The organism is Haloarchaeobius baliensis, assembly GCF_052060055.1.
GTDB lineage: Archaea > Halobacteriota > Halobacteria > Halobacteriales > Natrialbaceae > Haloarchaeobius > Haloarchaeobius baliensis.
In genome coordinates, this window is the sequence record NZ_JBPPFR010000001.1 from 1,309,894 (window position 1) to 1,333,008 (window position 23,115).

The window sequence follows — 23,115 nt, forward strand, 5'->3', positions numbered from 1 at the left end:
CGTCTATTCTCGGACGTGTCGCCACTCCGTGCGTGTGCCAGCTGGAAGAACGAGTCCGTCTCAGTACTCGACCAGTTCGTCGGGTGCGCCGGCGAGCTCGCGGAGAGCGTCGGCCTCGATGGGGTGAAGCTCACCGGGAATCACGAGCAGGTGCAGCGGATCGCCGAACTCGCGGTCGGCGAGCGCGTCGAGGCTGTCGGCGACGACGAGCGGGTCGGGACTCCCGGCCCGGGCAACGACGACGCCGAGTGTATCAGGCGAGTGTTCAGCGAGTTGGCCGGCTGCGTGGTCGGCGGTCATGTACTCCTCGTGGTGGGGGTCGTCGCCGTCGGGGCCGCGGCCGACCTTGATGTCGAGGTAGACGACGGTGTGGAGACCGCGCTCGCGGTTGTCCGCGATGGTGTCGAGGACGCTCTGGGGAACCCCATCACCGCCGTGGGCGTAGGCGAACGGGAGCGTCGTCGCCTTGCCGAAGCGGTAGTTCTGGAGCCCGGTCAGCGAGCTGGTCGCGGTCTGGGCGGTGGTGCCGTGGATGACGCGGGTCTCGATGCCGCGCTCGTGGGCACGCAGGCGGAGGTCGACGTGGGTGGTCGAGATCATCGTATCGCCGGCGGTGAGGAAGGCGACATTCTCCTCTTCGGCGGCGTCGAGGATGTCCTCGGGGTGCTGTTCGACGCCGGCACGGTCGCGCACCTCGATGTCGATGTCGTGGTAGGCGGCGACGTCCTCGATGGACGCACCGACGAGCTTGCTGGTGTACAGTTCGGCGTAGGCCGTATCGACGGCCCGGAGCGCTTCCTGCCCCTCGACCGTGATGGAGCGTTTGTCGTACAGGCCGAGGCCGATGAACGTGAGCATACCCGTCCTCGGTGGGCCGGGCCGATAAGTTGGCCGTGTTCGGGTCGACGCGTGTCGTCGAAAGCGAAGGCGTTAGGGCCGCCGCGGGGTACGGTCGACCATGGACGTCCCCTGCGTGCGCGTCGAGCAGTCCGAGGGCGAGGCGACGCGACAGGCGCTCGCCGAGGCCGGCGTGCTCGACGACGAGTTCGACATCACGGGCGCGGCGGGCTGGCTCTACCTCCCGGTGAGCGACGCCGATGCCGTGCCCGCGGAGTACACCGTCGTCACGCACGACGCGCCCGCGCGCCGCACGCCGACGACGCCCGCGGACATCCTCGGCGACGACCCGAGCTACGAGCGCCTCGGTGACGTGGCCATCGTCGACGAGGACGACCCGGACCGTGCCCGGGAGATCGCACAGGCCATCGTCGACTCTGATCTCCCCGTGAAGACGGTCGTCGACCGCGCCTCGGAGATACAGGGCGAGCTCCGGGTGCGCGACTGGAACGTCCTCGTCGGCGAGGACACCGAGACCGTCCACCGCGAGTACGGCCACGAGTTCGCGCTCGACCTCGACGCGGTGTACTTCTCCCCGCGGCTCGCGACCGAGCGCCACCGCGTCGTCGAACAGGTCCAGCCCGGCGAGCACGTCTTCGACATGTTCGCTGGCGTCGGCCCGTTCGCGGTTCCGGCCGCGGCGCGCGGTGCCGAGGTCGTCGCGGTCGACCTGAACGAGACGGCCGTCGAGTACCTCCGCGAGAACGCAGAACGGAACGACGTGGCCGACCGACTGACCGCCATCCACGGCGACGTCCGCGACGTGGGCGAGGACTACCACGACTGGGCCGACCGCATCGTGATGAACCTCCCCCACAGCGCCGACGAGTTCCTCGAGACGGCCGTCGCCATCGCGGGTGACGACTGCGTCCTCCACTACTACGACATCCAGCACGAGGACGACCGCTTCGGTCCGGGCGAGCGGGCGATCCGGGCGGCAGCGGAACCCGAGTACGAGGTCACCGTCGAGGAGCGCCACACCGTCCGCTCGTACGCCCCGCACGAGTACAACGTCTGCCTCGACGTTCGCCTGACGAGAGGGTGACGCCCGGGTCGATTCGCAACCCTTATTGTACTCATCGGACAACGAGAGAATGCGCACCAGCGCCGGTGTAGCTCAGACTGGCTAGAGCGATTCCTTCGTAAGGAATAGGTCGAGGGTTCAAATCCCCCCACCGGCTTCCTGCGACGAACCGAAGTGAGAAGCGGAAGCCATCGGAGGATTTGGACCAGGGAGCAGCTTGCTGCGACCGTGGTTCGAATCCCCCCACCGGCTTCCTGCGGCGAACTACGTGATTCAGAACCGTCTGGACCGCTTCTCCAGAACAGCCCCCATTCTCGGGCCGAGACGGGATTCGTCACCGCGCCAGTCGAGTGCCCACAGGGCACCGTCCCTCTCGACGAAGCCGATGAACGGTGCGTCTCGCTCGGCCCCCCGTTCGAAACGTGAGTTCTCCGTCTTCGAATCGCGGAACGTTCCCGTCGATCTCGTGTGACAGCAGTCGCTGTCCCCACTGGTGCAATCCGGAAAACGGCGGTAGAACGACGATTACGATTTCGTGATGTGCCGGAAGCCGTTCACGACGAGGACGAGGAGGGCGGTGAGGATGCTCAGCCCGATGACGGCGAGGATGATGCCGAACAGGACGTTGCTGAAGCGGCCCTGGATCTGGACGATGACGTCGTTCGCGAGGTCGAGGACGACCAGCGAGACGAGCAGGAAGAGCTGGATGAGGGCGAAGGGCTTGAGCCAGGCGTTCTGCTTGAGGAAGCCACCCTCGACGCGGGCCGGGCTCTGGAGGTCGCCATCCGAGCTGTTGTTGTTGGCGCTCATGTGAACGCATCTCGAACGGAGAGTGATAAAAATTGCCTGTTGTGTCGCTCAGTTGGGCGACGGCGAGTCGGCTTCCGCGTCGGAGGGTTCGACGGTGGTGCGGTCGGCCTCCTCGAACCGGTCCCAGGTCCGCCCCTCGTCGGGGTCGTCCGGGTCGGTGCCCGTCTCGGCTTCGACCTTCTCGGCGAGCAGGTCGACGGCCATGCGGTTGGCCCCCTCGGGGATGATGACGTCGGCGTTCTTCTTCGTGGGGTCGACGAACTGTTCGTGCATCGGCTTCACCGTCGAGAGGTACTGGTCGATGACGCCGGCGAGCTCGCGGCCGCGTTCGAGCACGTCGCGGCGGATGCGCCTGAGGATGCGCACGTCGGCGTCGGTCTCGACGAACACCCGCAGGTCGCACATCTCGTTGATGGCGTCGTCGTAGAGCGCGAAGATGCCCTCGACGACGATGACGTCCGAGGGCGTGACGGTGACGGTCTCGTCGGTCCGATTGTGGATCTCGAAGTCGTACTGGGGCATCTCGATGGGCTGGCCCATCAGCAGCGAGTCGAGCTGGTCGACGAGCAGCTCCCACTCGAACGCGTCCGGGTGGTCGTAGTTCACGTCCTCGCGCTCCGCCAGTGGCATGTGCGAGAGGTCCTCGTAGTAGTTGTCGAGGGGGATGCGCGTCACGGCCTCGCCCACCGTGTCCGCGACCTCGCGGGCGACGGTCGTCTTCCCCGCCCCCGTCCCGCCCGCGATGCCGATTACGAACGTCGGGATGGTCATCGTGGGTACAAGGTGCTGGGATGGGTTTGAATCTACGGATTCTGCCCGTGAAGCGTGTCTAGAGAACGGACACCACGCAGGGGGGACTCCTTCGGCCGGGCCACCGAGGCACGGGTCGGTTCCGGGTCCGTTAACTGCCGTCGGCCCCTCGGGGTGACCATGCGAACCACGAGCGGGCGGTTCCGCGCGCTGTCGAGCCCCCGGAGCGACGAGGAGTGGGTGTTCGTCTCGCTGCCGGCTCCCGACGAGGACCCGGACGCACACGAGTACGAGCCGACGTTCGTCGCCGGTTCGGACGCGCTCGCGGACGTGGAGCCGGGGGCGCTGGTGTCGGCGACGCTGGACTGGGAGGCGTCACCGCCGACCGTGTCGGAGCTCGAGGTCGAGCGCGCGACGCGGTATCGCTTCGTCCCGGAGACGACGAACCTGTTCGAGGCCGCCCAGGACGCGTGGGCCGAGGCCGTGACGGGCGGCTCCGGGATGAACTCCACCGTGCTGCGCAACACCGACGGCGAGGAGACGGGCGTCTGCTACGTGTTCGGGGACCGCGGCGGCGAGCTGTTCGCGGAGTTCGAGCGCGGGACGCGGCCCATCGAACCGCTGGTGCTCAGGGTGAACCGGACGCGGGACGACGACGGGACGGCTCGGTCCGTGTTCGTGCTCGACCCGGTCGGCGACCCGTTCGTCGCCGTCGCGGTGGCGTTCGACCGCGAGGGACTGCTCGCGCGGACGATGCGCGATACGTACCTCGACGACTGACCGCCTTCTCGGTCTCAGTTCTCGTAGGAGAGCCGTTGTATCCGTCCATCGGCGTACATCACGTAGATCTCGTCGACGCCGTCGTCGTCGGTATCGGCCAGTACCGGATGGGACAGGATGCCGACGGCACGCGAGTGCGTCGCGAGGAGCTCACCGGTGGCGGGGTCGTACACGGCGACGGTACCGTCGTTGGCAGCGACGACCAGCTCGCCGTCGCCATCCCCATCCACGTCGCCAGCGATCGGCGGGGGCATCATCTGGATGGACTCGTCGGTGACGGTGGTCTCCCAGCGGACGCTGCCGTCGGCGCCGTCGATGGCGACGAGCGAGCCGTCCGCCGCGGTCGCGAACACGGTCGGTCGGCCGTCGACAGGGAGGACCGCGTTGACCGCCGAGAGGGAGCTGGCGTCGTGGCGCCACTCGCGCTCGCCGGTGCGGCCGTCGTAGGCGACCGTCGTGCCGTCGCTGCTCGCGACGACGTACTCGAGCGCGGGGTCGTCGTCGAGGTCGCCGCTCGTCATCCAGGTGGCGACGAGGCCGGCACCGCGAGAGCGGTTCCACAGCAGCGACCCATCGGGGCCGAAGGCGGTGACGTACCCCCGGCGGTCGGCGACGACGATCTCCGTCCGCCCGTCCGCATCGACGTCGTCGACGACGGGCGTCGCCCAGACGTACGCCTCGCGGTCGGCGCGCCACTCGAGGCTCCCGTCCGCTGCGAACACCCGGACGGAGCCGAGCACGTCGACCGCGACGGTCTCGACCGCCCCGTCGTCGTCGATGTCGGCCACCGTGGGTCGGGTGTAGCCGTAGTCGGTGAGCGGGAGCCGGGTCTCGATTCCACCCTCGGTGGCGCCGGCGACGAGCACCTCGTCCTCGGTCGTCGGTGCGAGCACCTCGCGGTCGCCGTCGCCGTCGGTGTCGGCGACGGCGGGATCGGCGACGGCGTGGATGGTACAGTTCCGCTGGGGCACCTCGTAGCGCCAGCGCTCGTCCCCGTCGGTCGCGTCCAGGGCGACCAGTGCGCACTCGTCGGCGTCCTGCGTCGAGGAGACCGGCGCGAACACCATCGGCTCGCCGTCGACGACGGCGACGGCGGGTTCGTGGTGGTTGCCGGCCGTGCCCGGGTCGGTCTCGCTCGTCCACGCCGGTTCGAGCGTCCCCGTCGACTCACCGGCCAGTCCGACGTACACCACGCCGAGGAGGCCGACGACGAGCACGGTGAGGGCGACGAGGGTCCGCGTTCGCATTGGCGGCACTCGGGGACCACCGGACAAAACGCTACTCCTCGACGGGCACGTTTCGACGGACGAACCACGAGGGCTTTTCGAGTGCGGGCTCAAGGACCGCCAATGGACCGCTGGCACTCCCGTGCCTGGCCTGCCCTGCTCGGGCTGTTCGTGCTCGTCTCGTTCGCGGGCGTCGCGAGTGCCCACGGTGTGCGGACCGTCTCGACACCGATTCCGGGCGACCTGCTGCTCGCGGGTGCGGCCGTCACCGTCGGCGGGACGGCGGGTGCGCTCGCCCGGCTGGACGCAAGCCCGTCGCGGGCGGAGCGGGCGGTCGCGGCCGTCCCGGCCAGCCGGGGGCGTCTGCTCCTGTGGCTGCTCCGCCTGTGTCTGCTGGCCGCCGTCGTCGCGGCGATCGTCGAGGGCGTGACCGGCCGCCAGGCCAGGGTCAGCCCCGCGACGACGTTCGTCTGGCCGGTGTGGGTGAAGGGCTCGCTGCTCCTCGCCGCGCTCGTCGGGAACCACTGGACCGCGCTCGCGCCGTGGACGACGGGCTACGAGCTGCTCTCCCGGCTCGAAGGCAGGGACGTCGCCCTGTTCGACTACCCGGGATGGCTCGGCCGCTGGCCGGCCGCGGTCGGCTTCGTCCTCGTCGTCGGGGTGGTGGAGAACCTGACCGTGATCCCGACTCGCCCGCGGCTCACGGCCACGCTCGTCGCCGTCTACGCGCTCGTCATGCTGCTCGGGGCGGTCGGTTTCGGCAGACCCTGGCTCCGGAACGCCGACCCGCTCGGCGTGCTGTACGGGCTGGTCGGGCGCGTGGCACCACTCTCCGTCGAGCACGACCGCGACCGGGACGCGTTCGTCGTCACGCGGCGGCCGATCTGGCACGAGGCGGCGACCCCGCTCCCCGACGTGGCGAGCGTCGCCCTCGCCGTCTCCGCCGTCTACACCGTCAGTTTCGACGGCATCGTCGAGACCGGCTCGTACCAGCGGCTGCTGTTCGACCTCACCGACACCGCCCTCGGCCCGGTCGCGGGGCTCGCGACGTACCTCGGCGGCCTCGTGCTGTTCCTGGCCCTGTTCGCGGCCGTCTCGGTGCTCGCCGCGCGGCTCGGTGGAGCCGGCGTCGGTGGGGTGACACGCTGGTTCGGGGCGACGCTGCTGCCCATCGCGGTCGCGTACGATGTGGCGCACAACTGGCCGTACGTGCTGGTGAACGTCGCCGCCCTGGGACGACTCGCCGCGCCCGGGATTCCGTCCGTCGCGCCCTCCCCGGTGGTCTACTGGGGCTCTGCGGTCGGGCTCGTCGTCCTCGGCCACCTCGTCGCCGTCGTCGCGACCCATCTGGTCTCCCGGGAGCTGTTCGGTTCCGGGGCGGCCAGGGGGCATGCACCGCTCGTGGCGCTCATGGTCGGCTACACCGTCCTCTCGCTGTGGATCCTCTCCCGCCCCGTCGGGGGGTGATTCGACGGTCGAACCAGAACGGTTTTTTACAGGTTCTCGCAAGAGGATTGCATGCAACGCCGCCGACTCCTCCGAACGCTGCCCGGTGTCGCTCTCGCCGGTGCAGCGGGATGCCTCGGAAACGGGAGCACCGAAGGCGACGGTACCGAGACGCCAACGCCGACCGCGACACCGACCGAGACACCGGTGACGGACGGCCCCGACGGGGTCTACGTCCAGTCCTACCTCGAAGGGATGGCGATGCCCGAGTCCGGCATGGCCATGGGTGGTGACTACTCCTTCGGGCTGATGCTCGTGGTCCCCCACAACTTCTGGACGGTCACCGGCTCGGACCTCTCCCACCACCAGCGCGAGGACAGCCAGTCGGTCCACCTGATGGTGCAGGTCTGGGACGACGAGACGGGCGTGGTCCTGCCCGAGTCCGGCGTCAGCGTCGAGATACTGCAGGACGGCGAGACCGTCAGCGAGGAGGTCATCTACCCGATGCTCTCCCAGCGCATGGGCTTTCACTACGGCGGGAACTTCACGCTCGACGGGGACGGGAGCTACACCGCCCGCGTCTCGGCCAGCCCGCTGAGTGCGGAGCCGATGGGCTCGTTCGCCGGGCGGTTCGACGAGGAGACGTCGGTCGACCTGCCGTTCGAGTACAATCAGGCGCTCCGCGACCAGATGACCGTCGAGGAGCTCGACCAGTCCGGCGACCCGGGCGCCATCCGCCCGATGGAGATGGGCTCCATGCCCATCGGCATCGCCGCACCTCCCGAGGAGCTGCCCGGGGAGACGGTCGGGACCCAGCGCGTCGACGGCGCCGACCTGGTCCTGAAGTCCGCACGGAACGAGCTCGCGGGCGACGCCGGAGCGTACCTGTACGTCTCCGCTCGGACGCCGTACAACGACCTCGTGCTGCCGATGATGTCGCTGGACGCGACGGTCACGCGCGAAGGCGACAGCGTCTACGACGGCCAGCTGACCCGTGCCATCCACCCCGACCTCCAGTACCACTACGGCACGCGGGTCGACAGCATCGAGCCCGGCGACGAGGTCTCGGTCGATGTCGTCACGCCGCCACAGGTCGGTCGCCACGAGGGCTACGAGACCGCATTCCTGCGGATGGAGGGCGCGACATTCTCGGTGTAACGACAGTTCTTTCCCGACAGCTTCCCCACGGAACCACATGCGCAGACCGCTAGCCCTCCTCCTCGCGCTCGCGATGGTGTCGTCGCTGGTGGCGACGCCCGTCGCGGCTCACGGGAGCCACGTCAGAGCGGACCCGCAGGTCTCCGACGACGGGACCATCGTGGTGGAGTCGATGTTCTCGGTGAACGGTGGCTACCTCGTCGTCCACCAGGACCAGGGAGACCAGCCCGGCCGGCCGGTCGGGGTCGCCGACATCGAGAGCGGTGCCCACTCGAACTACGAGATCCAGATCGACCAGCAGTACTGGGACGAACACCAGGGCAACCGCACCTACTGGATCGTCCTGCACCGCGACCAGGACCCCGACGACGGCGGGTTCGACCCGATGGTCGACAGCGCCGTCACGGGACTGCACGGGAGCTACGTCGCCGCCCGCATCCCCGTCGGCAAGAGCGCCGACGGTCCGGCCCGCGTACTGGCCGCCGAGTACAACGGCCAGCGCGTCGACTCGCCCTCGGTGACGCTCTCTCGCGTCCAGCTGAACCAGCCCGGCTACGTGGTCCTCCAGCGTGTCCAGAGCGGGGCCCCGGCCGAGGTGATCGGGACGCGAACGCTCGAGGCGGGGACCTACGACGACCTGTCGGTCGACATCGACGACTCGCTGTTCGAGTCGATGAACGTCGACGGCACCCAGAGCATCGTGGCGACGCTCCACACCACAGACGGCGACGGCACGTTCCAGGCCGACAGCGACACGCCCGTCGCCCCCGACGGCGAGCCCGTCAGGACGTTCTTCACCTTCTCGAAGGTCGCGAACGCGTCGGCGACCACGCAGCCGCTCATCAACACGCCCGACGGGACCCAGCCGCCGACTCCCTCCGAGACAGCGGCCGCGAGCGAGACGGCGACCACGGCGACCGACACCGACGGCGCCACCGGCTCCACCCCGGGCTTCGGTGCGGTCGCCTCGCTCGTCGGAACACTGCTCGCGGCGCTCGCGGTCCGGCGTGGCCGTCGCTGACGGTCGTCGAACCCGGAGAACGGAGGCTGAATCAGGCAGCCGATTCGACTCCGGTACTGTCGGTCCGGCGCGCCCGTCGTCTCGGACCGGTGACCGGGAGTCGGGTCGGCGCTCCCGGACCCACACAGCCGATGCTGGCACACAGCTATTTGGTCGCGGTCGCCCAACGACGCGACGTGTCGAACAGACCGGGACTGGCCGCGTTGCGCGGGGCGCTCGGGGACCGGCGGCGGAACCTCGTCGCTCTCGTCCTCGTCGTGGTGCCGGTCGCGCTCGCGGTCATCGTCGGGTCGCGGGTCGCGCTGTACGGCGCCGCACTGGCAGCCTTCGTGGTGTGGATGGCCTGGTTCGTCCTGACCGCGGTGGACTGGCTGGAGCGGGCTGACTTCTGACGGACCGCGACTCAGATGTCGTGCTCGATTGCCCAGTGATGCAGGTGTGCGAACACGGGGAACAGCGCCTCCGCCTTCTCCGTGGGGGTGTACTCGACCCGTGGCGGAATCTCGTCGTAGGCAGTCCGGTCCAGGAGCCCGGCCTCGGTGAGCTCCTGCAACCGCGCCGAGAGGGTGTTCGGCGCGATGTCGAGTTCCGCCTCGAGGTCGCTGAACCGCAGGGGGCCGTCGGTGAACGCGAAGGTGCTCAGGACCGCCATCGTGTGGGCCTTCCCGAGCAGGTCGAGCAGCGTCGCGACGGTCTCCTCGATGCGCTCCTGCTCGGCGTCGTCGAACGACTCGCGGAGCGCCCGGGCCTGTTCGCGAGAGAGGCCGGCGCTCAGCTCGGGGACCTCCGGTGTGTCGGTCATGGTTCGACGTAGTTCACAGCACGACTTGTACGTTCGTCCCGTCTGGCGAGACGCCGCTGAAACGGCAGAGACGCCCCTCTCGATGAGGGTCGTAGTATCGGCCGTGGACCGAACGATTATACTCGATGCCCGACGCAGTGGACACAATGCGAGAGACACTCGTCGACCTCCTGGCCGGGAACGCCGAGCACGCTGCCGAGTTCGGCGACCGGTTCGGCGACGTGCAGGACGCACAGCATCCGGAGGCGGTGACGGTCTGCTGTTCGGACTCTCGCGTCCTCCAGGACCACGTCTGGGGCAACGACCAGCCCGGACGGCTGTTCACCTGCGGGAACATCGGGAACCGCGTCGTCCAGGAGGGCGACGCGGGACCGGTCGTGTCGGGCGACGTGCTCTACCCGCTGGCGCATACGGGGACCGAGGTGGCCGTCGTCGTCGGCCATACGGGCTGTGGTGCGGTGACGGCGACGTACGACTCCCTGACCGACGGTATCGACGAGCCGAGCGGGATCGAGCACTGCGTCGGCCTGCTTGCCGCCGAGCTCGACAGCGGTGTCGAGGCGCTTCCGGACGACCTCGGCCGAGGCGACGCGGTGAACCACCTCGTCGAGTACAACGTCGACCGACAGGTCGAGTTCCTGCTCGAGAGCGACGACGTCCCCGACGACGTGACCGTCGTCGGTGTCGTCTACGACTTCCAGGACGTCTACACGGACCGCCGGGGCGAGGTCCACGTGGTCAACGTCGACGGCGAGCGCGACGTGGCGACGCTCCGGCAGGAGAACCCCGAGGTCGCGGACCGTATCCGACGGCAGTGGTCGTACTGAACCGCAGCGGCGACGATTTGGGAGTTGGCTGTAATCTTGTAACATCACTTAGGTCGCCAGCCGACGTAGTTCTATGTTGGTGAGACACATATGGAGAAGAACGTCGGCGGCTACGACCGCCTCGCCAGACTCGTGTTCGGACCGGTACTGCTCGTCGTCGGTGCGGCGGGCCTGGCCGGGGTCCTGACCATCGCAGCCGGGACCACCGGCCTCCTGGTCGCGGGGGTGCTGTTCGTCATCGGGGCGGTGCTCCTCGTCACCGGGGTGACCCAGCGCTGCGTGCTGAACAACCTCCTCGGGCGGGACTCGTACACCGAGCAAGCCGAGGCGACGTCGGAAACCGACCGTACCGGGTCGAAGACGAGTCGCTGAGCGTCACAGACAGTCCCGTCCTGCCATGAGGGACGGGTCACGACGCGGCGAGTGCACACGTCCGAGAGCGGACGCGCCGGTGTGCCGTGTACCAAATCAGCGATGGAGAGACATACTGTCGCCTGGATGTTGACCGATGCCAAACAACATGAGTATACTACCGAGGCTTGCGCTGTTCGACCCTGTCCAGGTCGCAGACTGACGTTACAGGTTTTGCTTGTTTTGCAGCTTTTCCAAGTATCTGAAGGTTGAGTGGGGTTAGAGAGCACCCCAGATAGCGAGTAACCCGAATCCAACGATGACCGCGCCCGCCAGTTGGTTCACTCGACGCATGACTGAACGTGTGAACCGCGAACGTAAGAGGCTCACACTGCCACTCAGGGTGAACCACCAGAGCGCTGAGCCAACGAAGACACCGCCAACCAACACGGCGGCATCGGTGTAGTCTCCTGACACACTGACTCCTAATCCAGTGAAGATACCGACGAAGGCGATGATAGTCACTGGGTTAGTTATCGTCAGCAGGAACGTCGAACCGTAGTCTCTGGCGAGGCTCTGTACATCCGAGGTGGACACTGCTGACTCTGCTGGCTCGGCACGGAAAGACCGTATGCCGAGATACAACAGAAGGAGTCCGCCTCCGATTCGAATACCTGTCCGGTAGTCAAGCAGGAGTGACGACAGCACCGTGATTCCAAACCCAGCAATCGACCCGTACACGGCGTCCGCAGATGCCGCTCCGAGGCCACTGATGAACCCGGAAAGCCTCCCTTTAGAAAGCGTTCGCTGGATGCACAGAACTCCGATCGGGCCGACGGGGGCCGCAATCGAGAATCCGAGAACGATACCCTGAATCAGGATGCCGATTGTCGTTGTCGTTAATACGCACCAACTCGTGACTGCCCGGAGGTGGCTCCCAGATAAATACTTTCTGAGGTATTGTTGTTTGCCACCGACCCTCACGTTGCTCCACCTTGTTCGGGTAGGTGAAATCCATAATACATCCTGTACCTTCTACGGGGAATCCGTGGGTAATAGTGGGCAACACATATCAGCCGTGAGTCCGTACCGTTCCTTGATGAAAGTCGACGCAACAGACCTCAAAACGAACGAGACGGACGACCGGGGTCGAGTGTATCTCGGTACCGAGTACGCGAACAAGCGCGTAACCGTCGCCGTCGTCGAGGTCGAGTCCGACAGGCCGGACGACGACGAGCTGGCGGCCGCCTACCGGGAGGCCTCCGAGAGTGCGGAGGCACTCGCAGAGGAGTGGAGCGAAACGTCCGACGAAGCGTGGGAAAGCCTCGATGAGTGACGGCACAGACGTGCGACGGGGCGATGTGGTAATCGTTCGGCTTGACCCCGCTGAAGGAGACGAGATGAAGAAGACACGGCCGGCCGTGGTCATACAAAACGATATCGGAAACCGAAACTCCAGCACGACCATCGTCGCGCCCGTCACGGGGACCTACCGAGAGTATCCGTTCGAGGTGTTCGTCGAGGCGGACGGGTCCCCGCTCGAAAAGGATTCGTCAATCCGGCTCGACCAGATTCGAACCGTCTCAGTTTCGGAACGGATTCACTCGGCCGTCGGTTCACTCGACGGATCCACGATGGCTGAAGTTGACGAGGCCTTAAAACTGAGTCTCGACCTCGATTGAGCTACCGACTCTCGCGCTGTTCGACCTTGTTCAAATGGATGAACTCCACCATATTCCACTTCTGAGATGATCTACTGAGAACCATCAGACACACTCTAGTGGTAAGATTCTTTGACCATGGTATCCTATCTACATCTATGTCAACAGAGACGGATGGCCAGGGACGGCTGTACATCCCGAAGGAGGTACGGGAGAAGTATGGCCGGAAGTATCACATCGTTATGTACGAGGACAGAATCGAGCTGATTCCGGTCGCGGACGACCCACTCGCGGCTGTCCGTGCGGCGGCAGGCGAACTTCACGATGCATCGGTCGAGGAAATTCGAGAGGACATCGAGGCGGAGGCGAAAGACGAGGCTGAGGAAGCTGGTGGCGACAGATGACGGTGTACGTCGAGACGGATTTCCTGCTCGCACTCGCCAAAGACACTGATTGGTTGCAGGGCTCCGCAGAGGACGCCCTTGAAGAATACGACGTCGAAACGTCACCGTTCTCGTACCTCGAACTCCTCCTTGCCCGGGAACGCTACGAGTTCGACTACGTTCCGTTGGTAGCAAACCTGCTCGAACTCGTCCCTGTGCGAAACGAGGAAGAGAAACAGGTAGTTCTGAAAGCTGTCAACTACTACGACGAGGGGATGACGTCGTTCGACGCGTTCCACGCAGCGACTGCGGAAACGCACGGGATGGACGTACTCTCGTCCGAGAAAGACTATGAAGAGATCGAGGTCGAACGAGTCCCACTCGAACCAACTGACGAGGAATAACTTCGAACTGAGGAGGGAGTATCAACTGAACGAAACGAGGTACTCGTAGCGGTTGTCGTGACCGCCTGTGTATCAGAACTGGTCGAACCTTCCGGCTGCTCGTCGAGTCCAAAAATTCGCAAGGTGCTGTCGAAAATCGACGTACTCGCCTGCTAATCTCTTTCTAGAAGCCCTGTATCAGTTGTTCTTCCGCTACCGGCTCTCGCGCTGTTCCACCTTGTTCAGCTCGATGAGCAGCCGGAAGATGGCCTTGACGAGGTTGGCGTCGACCTCGAAGCGCTCGGCGTTCTCGCCGGCGCGGTCCATCACCGCCTGTTCCTGCTGTTCGTCAGTGGTCGGCAGGTCCGCTTCGGCTTTGACCTGCGCGATGGTGTCGGCGACGTACGTCCGTCTCGCGATGAGTTCGACGAGGTCGCGGTCTATCTCCTCGATCTCCGCGCGGAGTTCGTCGAGGGTCATCTCGTCCGGCAGCCGGTCTGTCGTGTCGTCGTGTGCCATGTGGTTCCGTCTCTCTCGTTCCAGTGTCCTGCGAGCGATTCGAGCGCGTCCGGGTCGCCGACGGCGACGTAGCTGGGCCCCGTTCCGGAGAGGGAGACGCCGTCGACGGCGGGCAGCCCCTCGAGCAGCGGCTCCGTCGGGAAGCCCAGCGCGGCACAGAAGGCGAAGCCGTTCACCGTCATCGCCTCGCCGTAGCGGCCGTCGAGCGCGAGGTCGGTGACGATGTCCGCGAGGGGGGCGACCCGCTTGCAGCGGTCCACGTCGGCGTCGGCGCTGAACGCCTGGGCGTCGGGCCACCAGACGAGCACGTCCCAGTCGACGACCTCGTGGCTGAGGAGCTCGTCGCGCTCGTTGTCGGTGACGGTGACGCCACCGAGCATGCTCGCGCTGGCGTCGTCGAAGGCGCCGGTGACGGTGACGCCCGCCTCGCGGGCGGCCCGCACGCCGAGGCGGCAGGCCTCGAGCGGGTCCGGGTCGACCCCGAGCGCGTCGGCCGTCGCCAGCACGGTCGCGTTCGCCGCCGCGCTCGAGCTCTTGAGCCCGGCGGCCATCGGCACCTCGCTCTCGGTGCGGACCGTCGCACCCACGTCGTGGCTGTCCTCGTGCTCGGCCCACGCCTCGACCGCGAGCGCTGCGCAGCGCTCGACGAGCGTCGTGTCGGCGTCGGGCGCGTCGACCACCTCCCCGTGGAACTCGCCGCTGGCGTCGAGGTCGACCGTCGCGGTCGTCTCGAGGTCGATGGCGAAGGCCGAGCCTCGGCCGGTCGCGAGCGCGTTGCACACCGTGCCCGCAGCGGGGGCGATGGCGCGACCCTGCCCGTCCATGTGCGACCGGATGACGAGGGGGAACTTGGCGGTTGTGGTGCCCCCCAAACCTGCCGGGCTGTTGGGGGTTCATGCGAGGGCCGCGGCCGTCCCTGCATCGCGTCGCTTTTGCCCGCCGCCGAACAAGCCTCTCCCATGAGCAACCGGAGCGACATCGCGCCGAGCACGCTCGGCGTCGAACTGCAGGAGGGCGGCGTCGTCGTCGAGTACACCGACGGCCGGGAGACGTTCTACAACGGCGTGCCACAGAAGAAAGAGGAGTCGGTTCGCTGCCCGCCGGGCAAGCACGTCCAGATCCTCGTCACCGACCCCACCGAGACGGAGGGCGTCATGCTGTACGTCAACGACCGCAAGACCCACGACGACATCCTCGAATCGACGGGCGTCGGGCGCATCATCCTCGACCCCGGCGAGGAGGAGGAGGTGTTCCCGGGCGTCACCGCGCGCGCCGACGGCTACGCGGTCGTCGTCGAGGCCGACCCCGAGCAGGCTCGCGGTCGCGTCTTCGTCTTCGCCGAGGACGAGATGAGCGAGCACTCCTACGAGGTCGTCTGATGCCGCTGCAGCGCCGCTGGGAGTCGTTCGACCGCTCGACCGTCGCGTCGGCGCCCGACAGGCTGGGCGTGTACGAACTCGGTGATTCGGACGGCACCGTCGTCGAGGTCGGCCACGGCGTCATCCGTGACGAACTGAAGGACGCGCTGGCCTACCGCAACGCGGCGAAGGTGCGCTGGACCACCGCCCAGACGCGCGAGCAGGCCGCCGACCTCGCGGCCGAACACGAATCGCGGCGCTGAGACCGGCTACTGGATGTAGGAGGGGTCCTCCCCGCTGCAGTCCGATTCGTGCATTCTGGCGTCGTCTCGGTCGTCGAACAGCAGGCCACAGTCCTCGCACTCGTACCAGGTCTCGCCATCGCGCTGTGTCGTGGCGACCATGGTCGGGACAACGACGGCGAGGACCATCGGTGTTTTCCCGCGTGTCGGTTCGTCGGCATTCTGGTTCGGCCGAGCCAGCCCGGTTGTCCCCCCGCATCGACCGCTGCTCTCGTCGGGGGGACCGTCTCTCCGACGGCGGATTCACCGACGGCGTGCAGGGACAATTCTCAAGAGCGTCCGACCGAAAGGAACCGGTATGAGTGCCGAGGGAGGGAAGGAGGTGCTGTTGACGGTGCGAGCCGCCGAGAAGCGCGACGCCGGCCGCGGGGTCGCCCGCGTCCCCGAGTCGGCCCGGCGCGCACTGGGGGTGCTGAGCGGCGACACCGTCCTCGTCGAGGGGTCTCGGCGGACGGTCCTGAAGGTGTGGCCGGCCGACGGCGACGTCCCCGACGGCGTCATCCAGATCGATGCCGATGCACGGGCGAACGCCGGTGCGAACGTCGGCGACCAGGTGCGTGTCTACGCCGAGGAGGTCGAGGACGCGACGACAATCCGGCTCGCGCCCCCGGAGTCGTTGCGCGACGTGCCCGACGGCATCGTCGAGCGGGCCATCACCCGCGACCTGGAGGGCCACCCGGTGAGCGTCGGCGAGCGCATCCGGCTGGAGCGCATCGCGGCGGAACCGTTCCGCATCGCCGAGACCGTGCCGGAGTCCCCGGTCCGCATCACCGCGGGGACGCGCATCGTGGTCGAGACGACGGCGCAGCCGGCGACGCCGGAGACCGGCGGAACCGGGGGGTCCGCCGACAAGCCGCCGGGGACCGACGGGGAGCCGAAGTCCGGCTCGTCACCGTCGAAACCGCCGTCCGGCGTCACCTACGAGGACATCGGTGGGCTCGACGACGAGCTCGAGCTCGTCCGCGAGATGGTCGAGCTGCCGCTGTCGGAGCCGGACCTGTTCCGGAAACTCTCGATCGACCCGCCGCGAGGAGTGCTGCTGTACGGGCCACCCGGCACCGGGAAGACGCTCATCGCGAAGGCCGTCGCGAACGAGGTGAACGCCTCGTTCCACCACGTCTCCGGCCCGGAGGTCATGTCGAAGTACAAGGGCGACTCGGAGAAGAAGATCCGCGAGACGTTCCAGGCGGCCCGCGAGGACTCGCCGGCCATCATCTTCTTCGACGAGATCGACTCCATCGCGGGCAAGCGCGACGACGAGAGCGACGTGGAGAACCGCGTCGTCGCCCAGCTCCTCTCGCTGATGGACGGCCTCGAATCGCGGGGCGACGTGGTCGTCATCGGCGCGACGAACCGTGTGGACAGCATCGACCCCGCGCTCCGCCGGGGCGGCCGGTTCGACCGCGAGATCGAGATCGGTGTCCCCGACGAGAACGGCCGTCGGGAGATCCTCGACGTGCACACCCGCGGGATGCCGCTCGCCGACGACGTGGACCTCGACCGCATCGCGCGCCGGACCCACGGCTTCGTCGGGGCGGACCTCGACAGCGTCGCCAGCGAGGCCGCGATGATCGCCATCCGGAACCGGCCAACCGAGGAGGAGGCCCGCAGCGAGTGGAACCGGAACCCGACCGTCGGACGGTCGGACTTCGAGTCCGCGCTCGCCTCCGTCGAACCCTCCGCGATGCGGGAGTACATCGCCGAGAAGCCCAACGTGAACTTCTCGGACGTCGGTGGCCTGGACGACGCCAAGGAGACGCTCCGGGAGGCGGTGGAGTGGCCGCTCGCCTACGGACCGCTGTTCGAGGCGGCGAACACGACGCCACCGTCTGGCGTGCTGCTGCACGGCCCGCCCGGTACCGGGAAGACGCTGCTCGCCCGCGCACTCGCCGGCGAGTCGGGCGTCAACTTCATCCGGGTCGACGGCCCCGAGCTGCTGGACCGCTACGTCGGGGAGTCCGAGAAGGCGGTCCGGAAGGTGTTCGAGCGCGCCCGGCAGTCCGCGCCGAGCATCGTGTTCCTCGACGAGATCGACGCCGTGGCGGGCCAGCGCGGCAGCGACACCAACGAGGTGACCGAGCGCGTCGTCTCCCAGCTGCTGACCGAGCTCGACGGGCTCGCGGAGAACCCCAACCTGGTCGTGCTGGCGGCGACGAACCGCAAGCACCACGTCGACGACGCGCTGTTGCGCCCCGGCAGGCTCGACACCCACATCCTCGTGCCGGAGCCGGACGAGGCGGGTCGGCGGAAGATCTTCGAGGTCACCGTCGAGGGCCGGCCGCTCGGGGACGACGTGGACCTCGCGGACCTCGCGGCCCGCACGGAGGGCATGACCGGTGCGGACATCGACGGGCTCGTGCGGAACGCCTCGATGCGTGCGATCCGGGAGCTGGCCGAGGGCGTCCCGCCCGAGGAGGCCAACGAACGGACGGCCGACCTCGTCATCGAGATGGCGGACTTCGAGGCGGCGCTGGAGCAGCTGCAGGGCCAGTAGAACGGACCCGGAGACGAGAAGGCGCCTCCTGAAGCGAGCGGACGCCTACGTCGGCCGGATCCACGCCAGCGTGTCGCCCCTGGTGATGGTGTCGTCCTCCCCCTTGACGATCTCGACGAGCTCGCCCCCAGTCGGCGCCAGAACGTCGAAGCTCACCTTCTCTAACTGGCACTCGCAGAGGCTCTCGTCCGCTTTCACGGTCGCGCCCTCGCGTGCGAACCAGTTGACGACGACGCCCTCGTCGTCGGCCTCGGCGTCGTCCGGCCAGACCGACTCGGCCGTGACGGCGACGCGGTCGCCGCCGTCGGCTCGCGGCCGCGCAGCTCCCGTCGAACCGGACCCACTCATCGTTCGGCCACGTCTCGCACGGCGGCCTCGATGTCGGCCGTCCCGGGCAGTACCTCGTTCTCCAGGGGCCGCGAGTAGGGAATCGGCACGTCCGCCGTGGCGACGCGCTCGACGGCGTCGAGGTCGTCCAGCGCCTCGTCGGCGACCCGGGCGACGACCTCGCCCGACACGCCGAACGAGCGGTAGTCCTCGTCGACGACGACGAGACGCCCGGTCTTCCGCACCGACTCGACGACCGTCTCGGTGTCGAACGGGACGAGCGTGCGCAGGTCCACGACCTCGGCGTCGACGCCATCGCCAGCCAGCGATTCGGCGGCCTCCAGCGCGCGATGGACGTGCAGGCCGAGCGTGACGACCGTCACGTCGCCGCCCTCCCGCTTCACGTCCGCTTTGCCGAACGGGATGGTGTAGTCCTCCTCCGGGACGGGCGTCTTCGGTCCCTCGGGCGCGGGCATCCAGCCGATGCCCATCAGGCGCTTGTGGAACATGTAGACGACCGGGTCGTCGTCGCGGATGGCGTTGTGCATCAGCCCCTTCGCGTCGTAGGCGGTGGAGGGGACGACGACCTTCATCCCGGGCAGGTGTGCGAAGGTGCCGTACAGCGTCTGGGAGTGCTGGGCGGCGTCGTTGTAGGTGCCGCCGACGGCGGCGGTCAGCACCATCGGGACCGAGAAGTTGCCGCCGCTCATGTACGTGTTCTTCGCCATCTGGTTGTACACCTGGTCCATCGCGACGCCGAAGAAGTCGACGAACATCAGCTCCGCGATGGGGCGCATCCCGGCCTGCGCCGCGCCGACCGCGGCGCCGAGGTACGCCGTCTCGCTGATGGGAACGTCCATGATGCGGTCGTGGCCGAACTCGTCGAGGAGGCCCTGCGTGCTGTCGAAGATGCCGCCGTAGTCGGCGACATCCTCGCCCATGTAGAACACCTCGTCGTTCTCGCGCATCTCGTGCGCGATGGCCTCGACCATCGCGCGGCTCATCGTCAGGTCGCGCGTGACGGTGCCGGCCTCGCGCTCCTCGCCTTCGGTCGCCATCAGTCGTCACCCCCCGCGAGGTCGTAGGCCGGTTCGGAATCCGTCACGCCCGACGGCGGATTGACCCAGACGTCCTCGTGGGCGGCGGCCGGGTCCGGCTCCGGCTGCTCCTTCGCCCACGCGATGGCGTCGTCGACGCGCTCCTCGGCCGCCGTGCGGCTCTCCGCCAGCTCCGCCTCCTCGACGCCGTGTGCCCGGAGGGTCTCGGCGAGGCGCTCGATGGAGTCGCGCTCGGCCGCTGCCTCCTGGTCGGCCTCCGGCCGGTACGTCTGCGGGTCGCCCATGAAGTGGCCCATCCGGCGGTGGACCTGCACCTCCAGCAGCGTCGGCCCGTTCCCGTCGCGCGCCCGTCCGACGGCCCGGCCGGCGGCCTCGTGGACCGCCTCGACGTCGTCGCTGTCGACGCGCTCGCCGTGGACCGCGAAGCCGTCGGCGCGTTTCGAGCCGTCCTCGACGTCGGTGACGCGCTCCTTCGGCATGCTGATGGCCCAGTCGTTGTCCTCGATCACGAAGACGACAGGGAGGTCGTGGACGCCCGCGAAGTTGAGCGATTCGAGGAAGCCGCCCTGGTCGATGGCGCCCTCGCCGAGGAAGGCGACTGCCACCGCGTCCGTGTTGCGCTTCTTCGCCGCGAGCGCTGCCCCCGCGGCCGGCGGGCAGCCCTGGGCGATGATGCCGCTGCACGCGAAGTTCACGTCCGGGTCGAACAGGTGCATGTGCCCGCCCTTGCCCTTCCCGAGCCCGGTCTCCCGGCCGAATATCTCGGCGGTCATCCGCTTCAGGTCCACCCCCTTCGCGATGGCGATGTGGTGCGGTCGGTGTGGCGCCGTCACCGTGTCGTCGTCGCGCAGGTGATGGCAGACCCCGATGCCGCTGGCCTCGTGGCCGGCCGCGAGGTGCAGTTCCCCCGGAATCGGGCCGGCGGAGATGTCGAACGCCGGCTGTTTGCCCTCCAGGTACTCCTCCTGTAACCGCTCCTCGTAGTACCTGGCGGTCACCATGTCCTCGAACATCGCCTGCAGCTCTGTGACAGAACTCATGCCCCTCTAGGCTGTCCGGGCACGAGCGATAGTTATGAACGAGCTACCCCCGACGAACGTCGCACTACCACCGGCCGGGACCGCGACGACACCCGCTCGCTGGTGCCGGATCAGTTGTTCCAGTAGATGTCCGTCGCGCGGTGGCGGTCGTTGTACGCCTCCAGCCCGCGCCCCATCACGCCCCGGAGCATGAGGTCGTCGTACAGCGTCGAGTGGGTGTAGTCGACGAACGTCATCGGTATCACGAGCTCGCTCCCCTCGCGCAGCACGCTCCCGATGGCCGTGTAGGCGTGTTTGTGCCGTTCGTCGTGGACGCGCCCGCCGAAGACGGGCGTCGTCTGGTCGTACGCAGGGACCGAGTGCAGCGCCTCGACGGAGCGATAGACGAACTCGTAGCAGAACATCCCGCTGTTGCGGCCGTCCTCCAGTGCCTCGAAGTCCGTGGGCGACTCGAAGTGTTGGCGCAGGTCGACGCTGCCGAGCAGCACGTTGTCCTCGACGGAGCCGGCGGCGTACCGGGGGATGTCGTAGCTCGTGTGCCCGCGGAACGCCGGGACGAGTCCGTCGACGACGGCCTTCGGGTCGCGGGGGTCCGCATCGGCGAACGCCTCGACGGTCGCCGGCTCGACGTCGGTGTACCGGTTCTCGCGGAGCCGCGCCACGGCGCCGGGTCTGGCGTTCCCCTCCCGGACGCGCTCGAAGAACGGCTCGTACGTCGAGAACTCGAAGCGCACGCCGTCGACGTCGGCGGCGTTCTCGTCGACCATCGCCGTCAGGAGCTCGTGGTCGGCGACCAGCGGCTCGAACAGCTCGAAGCCGAGCTGGTCGTCGAGCGTTCGAGCGTCGGCCCGCGTCGCCGTCGCGAGGTCGAGCGACTCGTCGACGCCGTCGCCCTCGAGGAAGGCGACGCCGTCGGCGAACACGAGTTCGTGGCCGCGGACGCTCGTCCACGTGCGACGGGGGCGGAGCCGTTCTCCCACCACCGTCGCGAGGTCCTGGTCGAGGAGGTTCGTGCCCTCGAGGACGCCGTAGCCCACCACCACGTTGTCGAGCGCCTTCGCGCCACCGGCGAAGCCGACGGTGCCGAGTGCGGTTAGTGCGCGCCGGCGGGTCACACGCGTGCCACCGCCCGTCGCGTCCGGGTCGCCCCCGGCCACGTCGGCGGCTCCGCCGTCGTCGCTCCCCTCGTCCCCGGCGAGCGGGAGTCGCTCGCGAACGGAGTCCCAGTTCACGTCATGACCGACGGGGCTGTCCGGCCTAAAAGTTCCGTCCCCCGACGCAACCGATTAGTTGCTGCTCGCACGTGTTGCGAACGTGTTCGACGCCATCGAACGGGTCCGGGCAGCCGAGCTGTTCGGACTCGCCGTGTTCCTCCTCGTGGGCGTCGTCGCGGTGGCACTCGGTACCTGGAGCTTCCTCTCGATCTTCGTCGAGCTGCCGGACCTCGTCGTCCAGAACACGGGGGTCGTGGACGAGGTGTCGTTCGGACTGGTCCTCGCCAGCGGGCTGGTCGGCCTCGGCCTCGCCGTCGTGGTGATGCTCGGCTGGCTGTACGTCGCGTCGACCGCCTACGGCCTGCTCAAGACGCGACTCGGCTGGGAGTGACGGGTCAGGCCGTCTCGTCGGTCGCCGACTCGACTGCTGCCAGCACCGACTCCCCGGCGCGGACGGTGTCGCCCTTCGAGACGCGCAGGTCCGACCGCTCGACCGCGGGCGGGAACAGCACGTCGGCTCGGCTCCCGAAGGCGATGTGGCCGACGCGGTCGCCGCGCTCGACCTCGGTACCAGAATCGACCCACGGGTGGATGCGTCGGGCGAACGCGCCGGCTATCTGGGTGAGTTCGATCTCGGTGCCGTCGAGCGACCCGGAGTCGCCTGCCGCGCCCGTCTCTGTGGTGTCGAGGCGGATGTGGACGCGCTCGTTCTTGTCCGAGTCCTTCGAGAACGCCGGGCGGTGCGCGCCGGGGACGTGCTCGACCTCGCGGACCGTCCCCGAGACCGGAGCCCGGTTGACGTGCACGTCCGTGACGTTCATGAACACGCCGACGCGGAGCCGGTCGCCCTCCTCGCGGACGACGGAGACCCGGCCGTCGGCGGGCGAGACGACGCCCGAGGGCGGCGGCGAGCGTGGTGGGTCGCGGAAGAAGTGCAGCGTCGCCGCACCGGCGAGGACGAACGCCAGCCCGGCGATGGGTGTCGCCAGCACGGTCGCGACCGGGGCAGCGGCGAACAGGAGGCCGGCGTACCGCCGACCGTCGGGCACGAATCGCATGCTTCGACCAGCGGGTGCGACGGTGTTGTGCGTTTCGGGACCGGGCGAGTCCGTATCAGGGTACTAATTGGTAAGGGTGCCTCTTCGTTGCACTACTTACAGATTAGTAGGAGGGGATATCTCTTCGCCCGACGACAGGATGGTATGGACTACTCCCCCAACTGTCCTGTCTGTGGTGCAACGAACACGATGTCGACGCCCCTCGCGGGGCCTTCGTCGGACTTCT

30 protein-coding genes and 1 tRNA gene are annotated in these 23,115 nt (G+C 68.0%); 17 read left to right on the forward strand and 14 right to left on the reverse strand.

Features of this window, described 5'->3' with window-relative positions; all coding sequences use genetic code 11:
• Positions 1-60 precede the first annotated feature (60 nt).
• Positions 61-858, reverse strand: a complete 798-nt coding sequence (dph5, locus tag ACSG06_RS06695) for a diphthine synthase (protein ID WP_440989487.1) — start codon at positions 856-858, stop codon at positions 61-63.
• A gap of 100 nt (positions 859-958) precedes the next feature.
• On the opposite strand from dph5, the gene ACSG06_RS06700 reads away from it, so the two are divergent.
• On the forward strand, positions 959-1,942 hold the full coding sequence (locus ACSG06_RS06700; protein WP_440989488.1) for a class I SAM-dependent methyltransferase: 984 nt from the start codon (positions 959-961) through the stop codon (positions 1,940-1,942).
• 61 nt (positions 1,943-2,003) lie between these two features.
• Positions 2,004-2,078: transfer RNA gene (locus tag ACSG06_RS06705), tRNA-Thr, on the forward strand.
• A 368-nt stretch (positions 2,079-2,446) separates the two neighbouring features.
• Here the strand turns inward: ACSG06_RS06705 and ACSG06_RS06710 are convergent.
• Both ACSG06_RS06710 and udk read right to left on the reverse strand, forming a co-directional pair.
• The gene (locus ACSG06_RS06710; RefSeq protein WP_440989489.1) at positions 2,447-2,731 is read right to left on the reverse strand and encodes a hypothetical protein; all 285 of its coding nucleotides are present in this window, start codon (positions 2,729-2,731) and stop codon (positions 2,447-2,449) included.
• Between the two features lie 48 nt (positions 2,732-2,779).
• Positions 2,780-3,502 (reverse strand): uridine kinase, encoded by a 723-nt coding sequence (udk, locus tag ACSG06_RS06715; RefSeq protein WP_440989490.1) that lies wholly within the window; start codon positions 3,500-3,502, stop codon positions 2,780-2,782.
• Positions 3,503-3,661: 159 nt separating this feature from the next.
• On the opposite strand from udk, the gene ACSG06_RS06720 reads away from it, so the two are divergent.
• The gene (locus ACSG06_RS06720; protein ID WP_440989491.1) at positions 3,662-4,261 is read left to right on the forward strand and encodes a DUF6663 family protein; all 600 of its coding nucleotides are present in this window, start codon (positions 3,662-3,664) and stop codon (positions 4,259-4,261) included.
• Positions 4,262-4,275: 14 nt separating this feature from the next.
• On the opposite strand, the gene ACSG06_RS06725 is transcribed toward ACSG06_RS06720, so the two are convergent.
• Positions 4,276-5,508 carry an outer membrane protein assembly factor BamB family protein gene (locus tag ACSG06_RS06725; protein WP_440989492.1) on the reverse strand — a complete coding sequence of 411 codons (1,233 nt, stop codon included), beginning with the start codon at positions 5,506-5,508 and terminating at the stop codon, positions 4,276-4,278.
• A 102-nt stretch (positions 5,509-5,610) separates the two neighbouring features.
• Here ACSG06_RS06725 and ACSG06_RS06730 point away from each other — a divergent pair, with 102 nt between their 5' ends.
• The 4 genes from ACSG06_RS06730 to ACSG06_RS06745 all read left to right on the forward strand — a co-directional run bounded on the left by ACSG06_RS06730 (position 5,611) and on the right by ACSG06_RS06745 (position 9,504).
• Positions 5,611-6,954, forward strand: a complete 1,344-nt coding sequence (locus tag ACSG06_RS06730) for a hypothetical protein (RefSeq protein WP_440989493.1) — start codon at positions 5,611-5,613, stop codon at positions 6,952-6,954.
• Positions 6,955-7,005: 51 nt separating this feature from the next.
• Positions 7,006-8,091, forward strand: a complete 1,086-nt coding sequence (locus ACSG06_RS06735; RefSeq protein ID WP_440989494.1) for an iron transporter — start codon at positions 7,006-7,008, stop codon at positions 8,089-8,091.
• 37 nt (positions 8,092-8,128) lie between these two features.
• Complete coding sequence (locus tag ACSG06_RS06740; protein WP_440989495.1) at positions 8,129-9,112, forward strand: DUF7282 domain-containing protein; 984 nt, start codon at positions 8,129-8,131, stop codon at positions 9,110-9,112.
• A 176-nt stretch (positions 9,113-9,288) separates the two neighbouring features.
• Positions 9,289-9,504: a hypothetical protein gene (locus tag ACSG06_RS06745; protein ID WP_440989496.1), complete on the forward strand. Its 216-nt coding sequence runs from the start codon at positions 9,289-9,291 to the stop codon at positions 9,502-9,504.
• An 11-nt stretch (positions 9,505-9,515) separates the two neighbouring features.
• Here ACSG06_RS06745 and ACSG06_RS06750 read toward each other — a convergent pair whose 3' ends face one another.
• Positions 9,516-9,914, reverse strand: coding sequence for a winged helix-turn-helix transcriptional regulator (locus ACSG06_RS06750; RefSeq protein ID WP_440989497.1), 399 nt, complete (start codon positions 9,912-9,914; stop codon positions 9,516-9,518).
• 146 nt (positions 9,915-10,060) lie between these two features.
• On the opposite strand from ACSG06_RS06750, the gene ACSG06_RS06755 reads away from it, so the two are divergent.
• Both ACSG06_RS06755 and ACSG06_RS06760 read left to right on the forward strand, forming a co-directional pair.
• On the forward strand, positions 10,061-10,741 hold the full coding sequence (locus ACSG06_RS06755) for a carbonic anhydrase (RefSeq protein WP_440989498.1): 681 nt from the start codon (positions 10,061-10,063) through the stop codon (positions 10,739-10,741).
• Between the two features lie 90 nt (positions 10,742-10,831).
• Positions 10,832-11,113 carry a YgaP family membrane protein gene (locus tag ACSG06_RS06760; RefSeq protein WP_440989499.1) on the forward strand — a complete coding sequence of 94 codons (282 nt, stop codon included), beginning with the start codon at positions 10,832-10,834 and terminating at the stop codon, positions 11,111-11,113.
• A gap of 258 nt (positions 11,114-11,371) precedes the next feature.
• On the opposite strand, the gene ACSG06_RS06765 is transcribed toward ACSG06_RS06760, so the two are convergent.
• On the reverse strand, positions 11,372-12,076 hold the full coding sequence (locus ACSG06_RS06765; RefSeq protein WP_440989500.1) for a LysE family translocator: 705 nt from the start codon (positions 12,074-12,076) through the stop codon (positions 11,372-11,374).
• 115 nt (positions 12,077-12,191) lie between these two features.
• Here ACSG06_RS06765 and ACSG06_RS06770 point away from each other — a divergent pair, with 115 nt between their 5' ends.
• From ACSG06_RS06770 to ACSG06_RS06785, 4 genes are all read left to right on the forward strand, one after another.
• Positions 12,192-12,428, forward strand: coding sequence for a hypothetical protein (locus ACSG06_RS06770; protein ID WP_021075151.1), 237 nt, complete (start codon positions 12,192-12,194; stop codon positions 12,426-12,428).
• Positions 12,421-12,774, forward strand: a complete 354-nt coding sequence (locus ACSG06_RS06775; protein ID WP_440989501.1) for a type II toxin-antitoxin system PemK/MazF family toxin — start codon at positions 12,421-12,423, stop codon at positions 12,772-12,774. The genes ACSG06_RS06770 and ACSG06_RS06775 overlap by 8 nt, the downstream gene beginning before the upstream one ends.
• 137 nt (positions 12,775-12,911) lie before the next feature.
• Positions 12,912-13,157 (forward strand): AbrB/MazE/SpoVT family DNA-binding domain-containing protein, encoded by a 246-nt coding sequence (locus ACSG06_RS06780; RefSeq protein ID WP_440989502.1) that lies wholly within the window; start codon positions 12,912-12,914, stop codon positions 13,155-13,157.
• Complete coding sequence (locus tag ACSG06_RS06785; protein WP_440989503.1) at positions 13,154-13,540, forward strand: PIN domain-containing protein; 387 nt, start codon at positions 13,154-13,156, stop codon at positions 13,538-13,540. Before ACSG06_RS06780 ends, ACSG06_RS06785 begins: the two co-directional genes overlap by 4 nt.
• Positions 13,541-13,732: 192 nt before the next feature.
• Here the strand turns inward: ACSG06_RS06785 and ACSG06_RS06790 are convergent, their stop codons facing one another.
• Both ACSG06_RS06790 and ACSG06_RS06795 read right to left on the reverse strand, forming a co-directional pair.
• Positions 13,733-14,038: a chorismate mutase gene (locus tag ACSG06_RS06790; protein ID WP_440989504.1), complete on the reverse strand. Its 306-nt coding sequence runs from the start codon at positions 14,036-14,038 to the stop codon at positions 13,733-13,735.
• Positions 13,996-14,862 carry a shikimate kinase gene (locus ACSG06_RS06795; protein WP_440989505.1) on the reverse strand — a complete coding sequence of 289 codons (867 nt, stop codon included), beginning with the start codon at positions 14,860-14,862 and terminating at the stop codon, positions 13,996-13,998. The genes ACSG06_RS06790 and ACSG06_RS06795 overlap by 43 nt, the downstream gene beginning before the upstream one ends.
• Before the next feature lie 135 nt (positions 14,863-14,997).
• Between ACSG06_RS06795 and ACSG06_RS06800 the strand changes: the two genes are divergently transcribed.
• Together ACSG06_RS06800 and ACSG06_RS06805 are read left to right on the forward strand one after the other, a co-directional pair.
• A complete protein-coding gene (locus ACSG06_RS06800) occupies positions 14,998-15,417 on the forward strand; it encodes a DUF5796 family protein (RefSeq protein WP_440989506.1) in 420 nt (139 codons plus the stop codon).
• A complete protein-coding gene (locus tag ACSG06_RS06805) occupies positions 15,417-15,659 on the forward strand; it encodes a DUF7508 domain-containing protein (RefSeq protein ID WP_440989507.1) in 243 nt (80 codons plus the stop codon). The genes ACSG06_RS06800 and ACSG06_RS06805 overlap by 1 nt, the downstream gene beginning before the upstream one ends.
• A 6-nt stretch (positions 15,660-15,665) precedes the next feature.
• Here the strand turns inward: ACSG06_RS06805 and ACSG06_RS06810 are convergent, their stop codons facing one another.
• Positions 15,666-15,800, reverse strand: a complete 135-nt coding sequence (locus ACSG06_RS06810) for a DUF7128 family protein (protein ID WP_440989508.1) — start codon at positions 15,798-15,800, stop codon at positions 15,666-15,668.
• 196 nt (positions 15,801-15,996) lie between these two features.
• On the opposite strand from ACSG06_RS06810, the gene ACSG06_RS06815 reads away from it, so the two are divergent.
• Positions 15,997-18,192: an AAA family ATPase gene (locus ACSG06_RS06815; protein WP_440989509.1), complete on the forward strand. Its 2,196-nt coding sequence runs from the start codon at positions 15,997-15,999 to the stop codon at positions 18,190-18,192.
• A gap of 45 nt (positions 18,193-18,237) precedes the next feature.
• Here the strand turns inward: ACSG06_RS06815 and ACSG06_RS06820 are convergent, their stop codons facing one another.
• The 4 genes from ACSG06_RS06820 to ACSG06_RS06835 all read right to left on the reverse strand — a co-directional run bounded on the left by ACSG06_RS06820 (position 18,238) and on the right by ACSG06_RS06835 (position 21,849).
• Positions 18,238-18,540, reverse strand: a complete 303-nt coding sequence (locus ACSG06_RS06820; protein ID WP_440989510.1) for a lipoyl domain-containing protein — start codon at positions 18,538-18,540, stop codon at positions 18,238-18,240.
• Positions 18,537-19,577 carry an alpha-ketoacid dehydrogenase subunit beta gene (locus ACSG06_RS06825; RefSeq protein ID WP_440989511.1) on the reverse strand — a complete coding sequence of 347 codons (1,041 nt, stop codon included), beginning with the start codon at positions 19,575-19,577 and terminating at the stop codon, positions 18,537-18,539. The genes ACSG06_RS06820 and ACSG06_RS06825 overlap by 4 nt, the downstream gene beginning before the upstream one ends.
• Complete coding sequence (locus ACSG06_RS06830; protein ID WP_440990297.1) at positions 19,577-20,590, reverse strand: thiamine pyrophosphate-dependent dehydrogenase E1 component subunit alpha; 1,014 nt, start codon at positions 20,588-20,590, stop codon at positions 19,577-19,579. Before ACSG06_RS06830 ends, ACSG06_RS06825 begins: the two co-directional genes overlap by 1 nt.
• A gap of 137 nt (positions 20,591-20,727) precedes the next feature.
• Positions 20,728-21,849, reverse strand: a complete 1,122-nt coding sequence (locus tag ACSG06_RS06835) for a hypothetical protein (protein ID WP_440989512.1) — start codon at positions 21,847-21,849, stop codon at positions 20,728-20,730.
• 82 nt (positions 21,850-21,931) lie between these two features.
• Here ACSG06_RS06835 and ACSG06_RS06840 point away from each other — a divergent pair, with 82 nt between their 5' ends.
• On the forward strand, positions 21,932-22,222 hold the full coding sequence (locus tag ACSG06_RS06840; RefSeq protein WP_440989513.1) for a hypothetical protein: 291 nt from the start codon (positions 21,932-21,934) through the stop codon (positions 22,220-22,222).
• Between the two features lie 4 nt (positions 22,223-22,226).
• Here the strand turns inward: ACSG06_RS06840 and ACSG06_RS06845 are convergent, their stop codons facing one another.
• On the reverse strand, positions 22,227-22,889 hold the full coding sequence (locus ACSG06_RS06845; protein WP_440989514.1) for a protein sorting system archaetidylserine decarboxylase: 663 nt from the start codon (positions 22,887-22,889) through the stop codon (positions 22,227-22,229).
• Positions 22,890-23,115 lie beyond the last annotated feature (226 nt).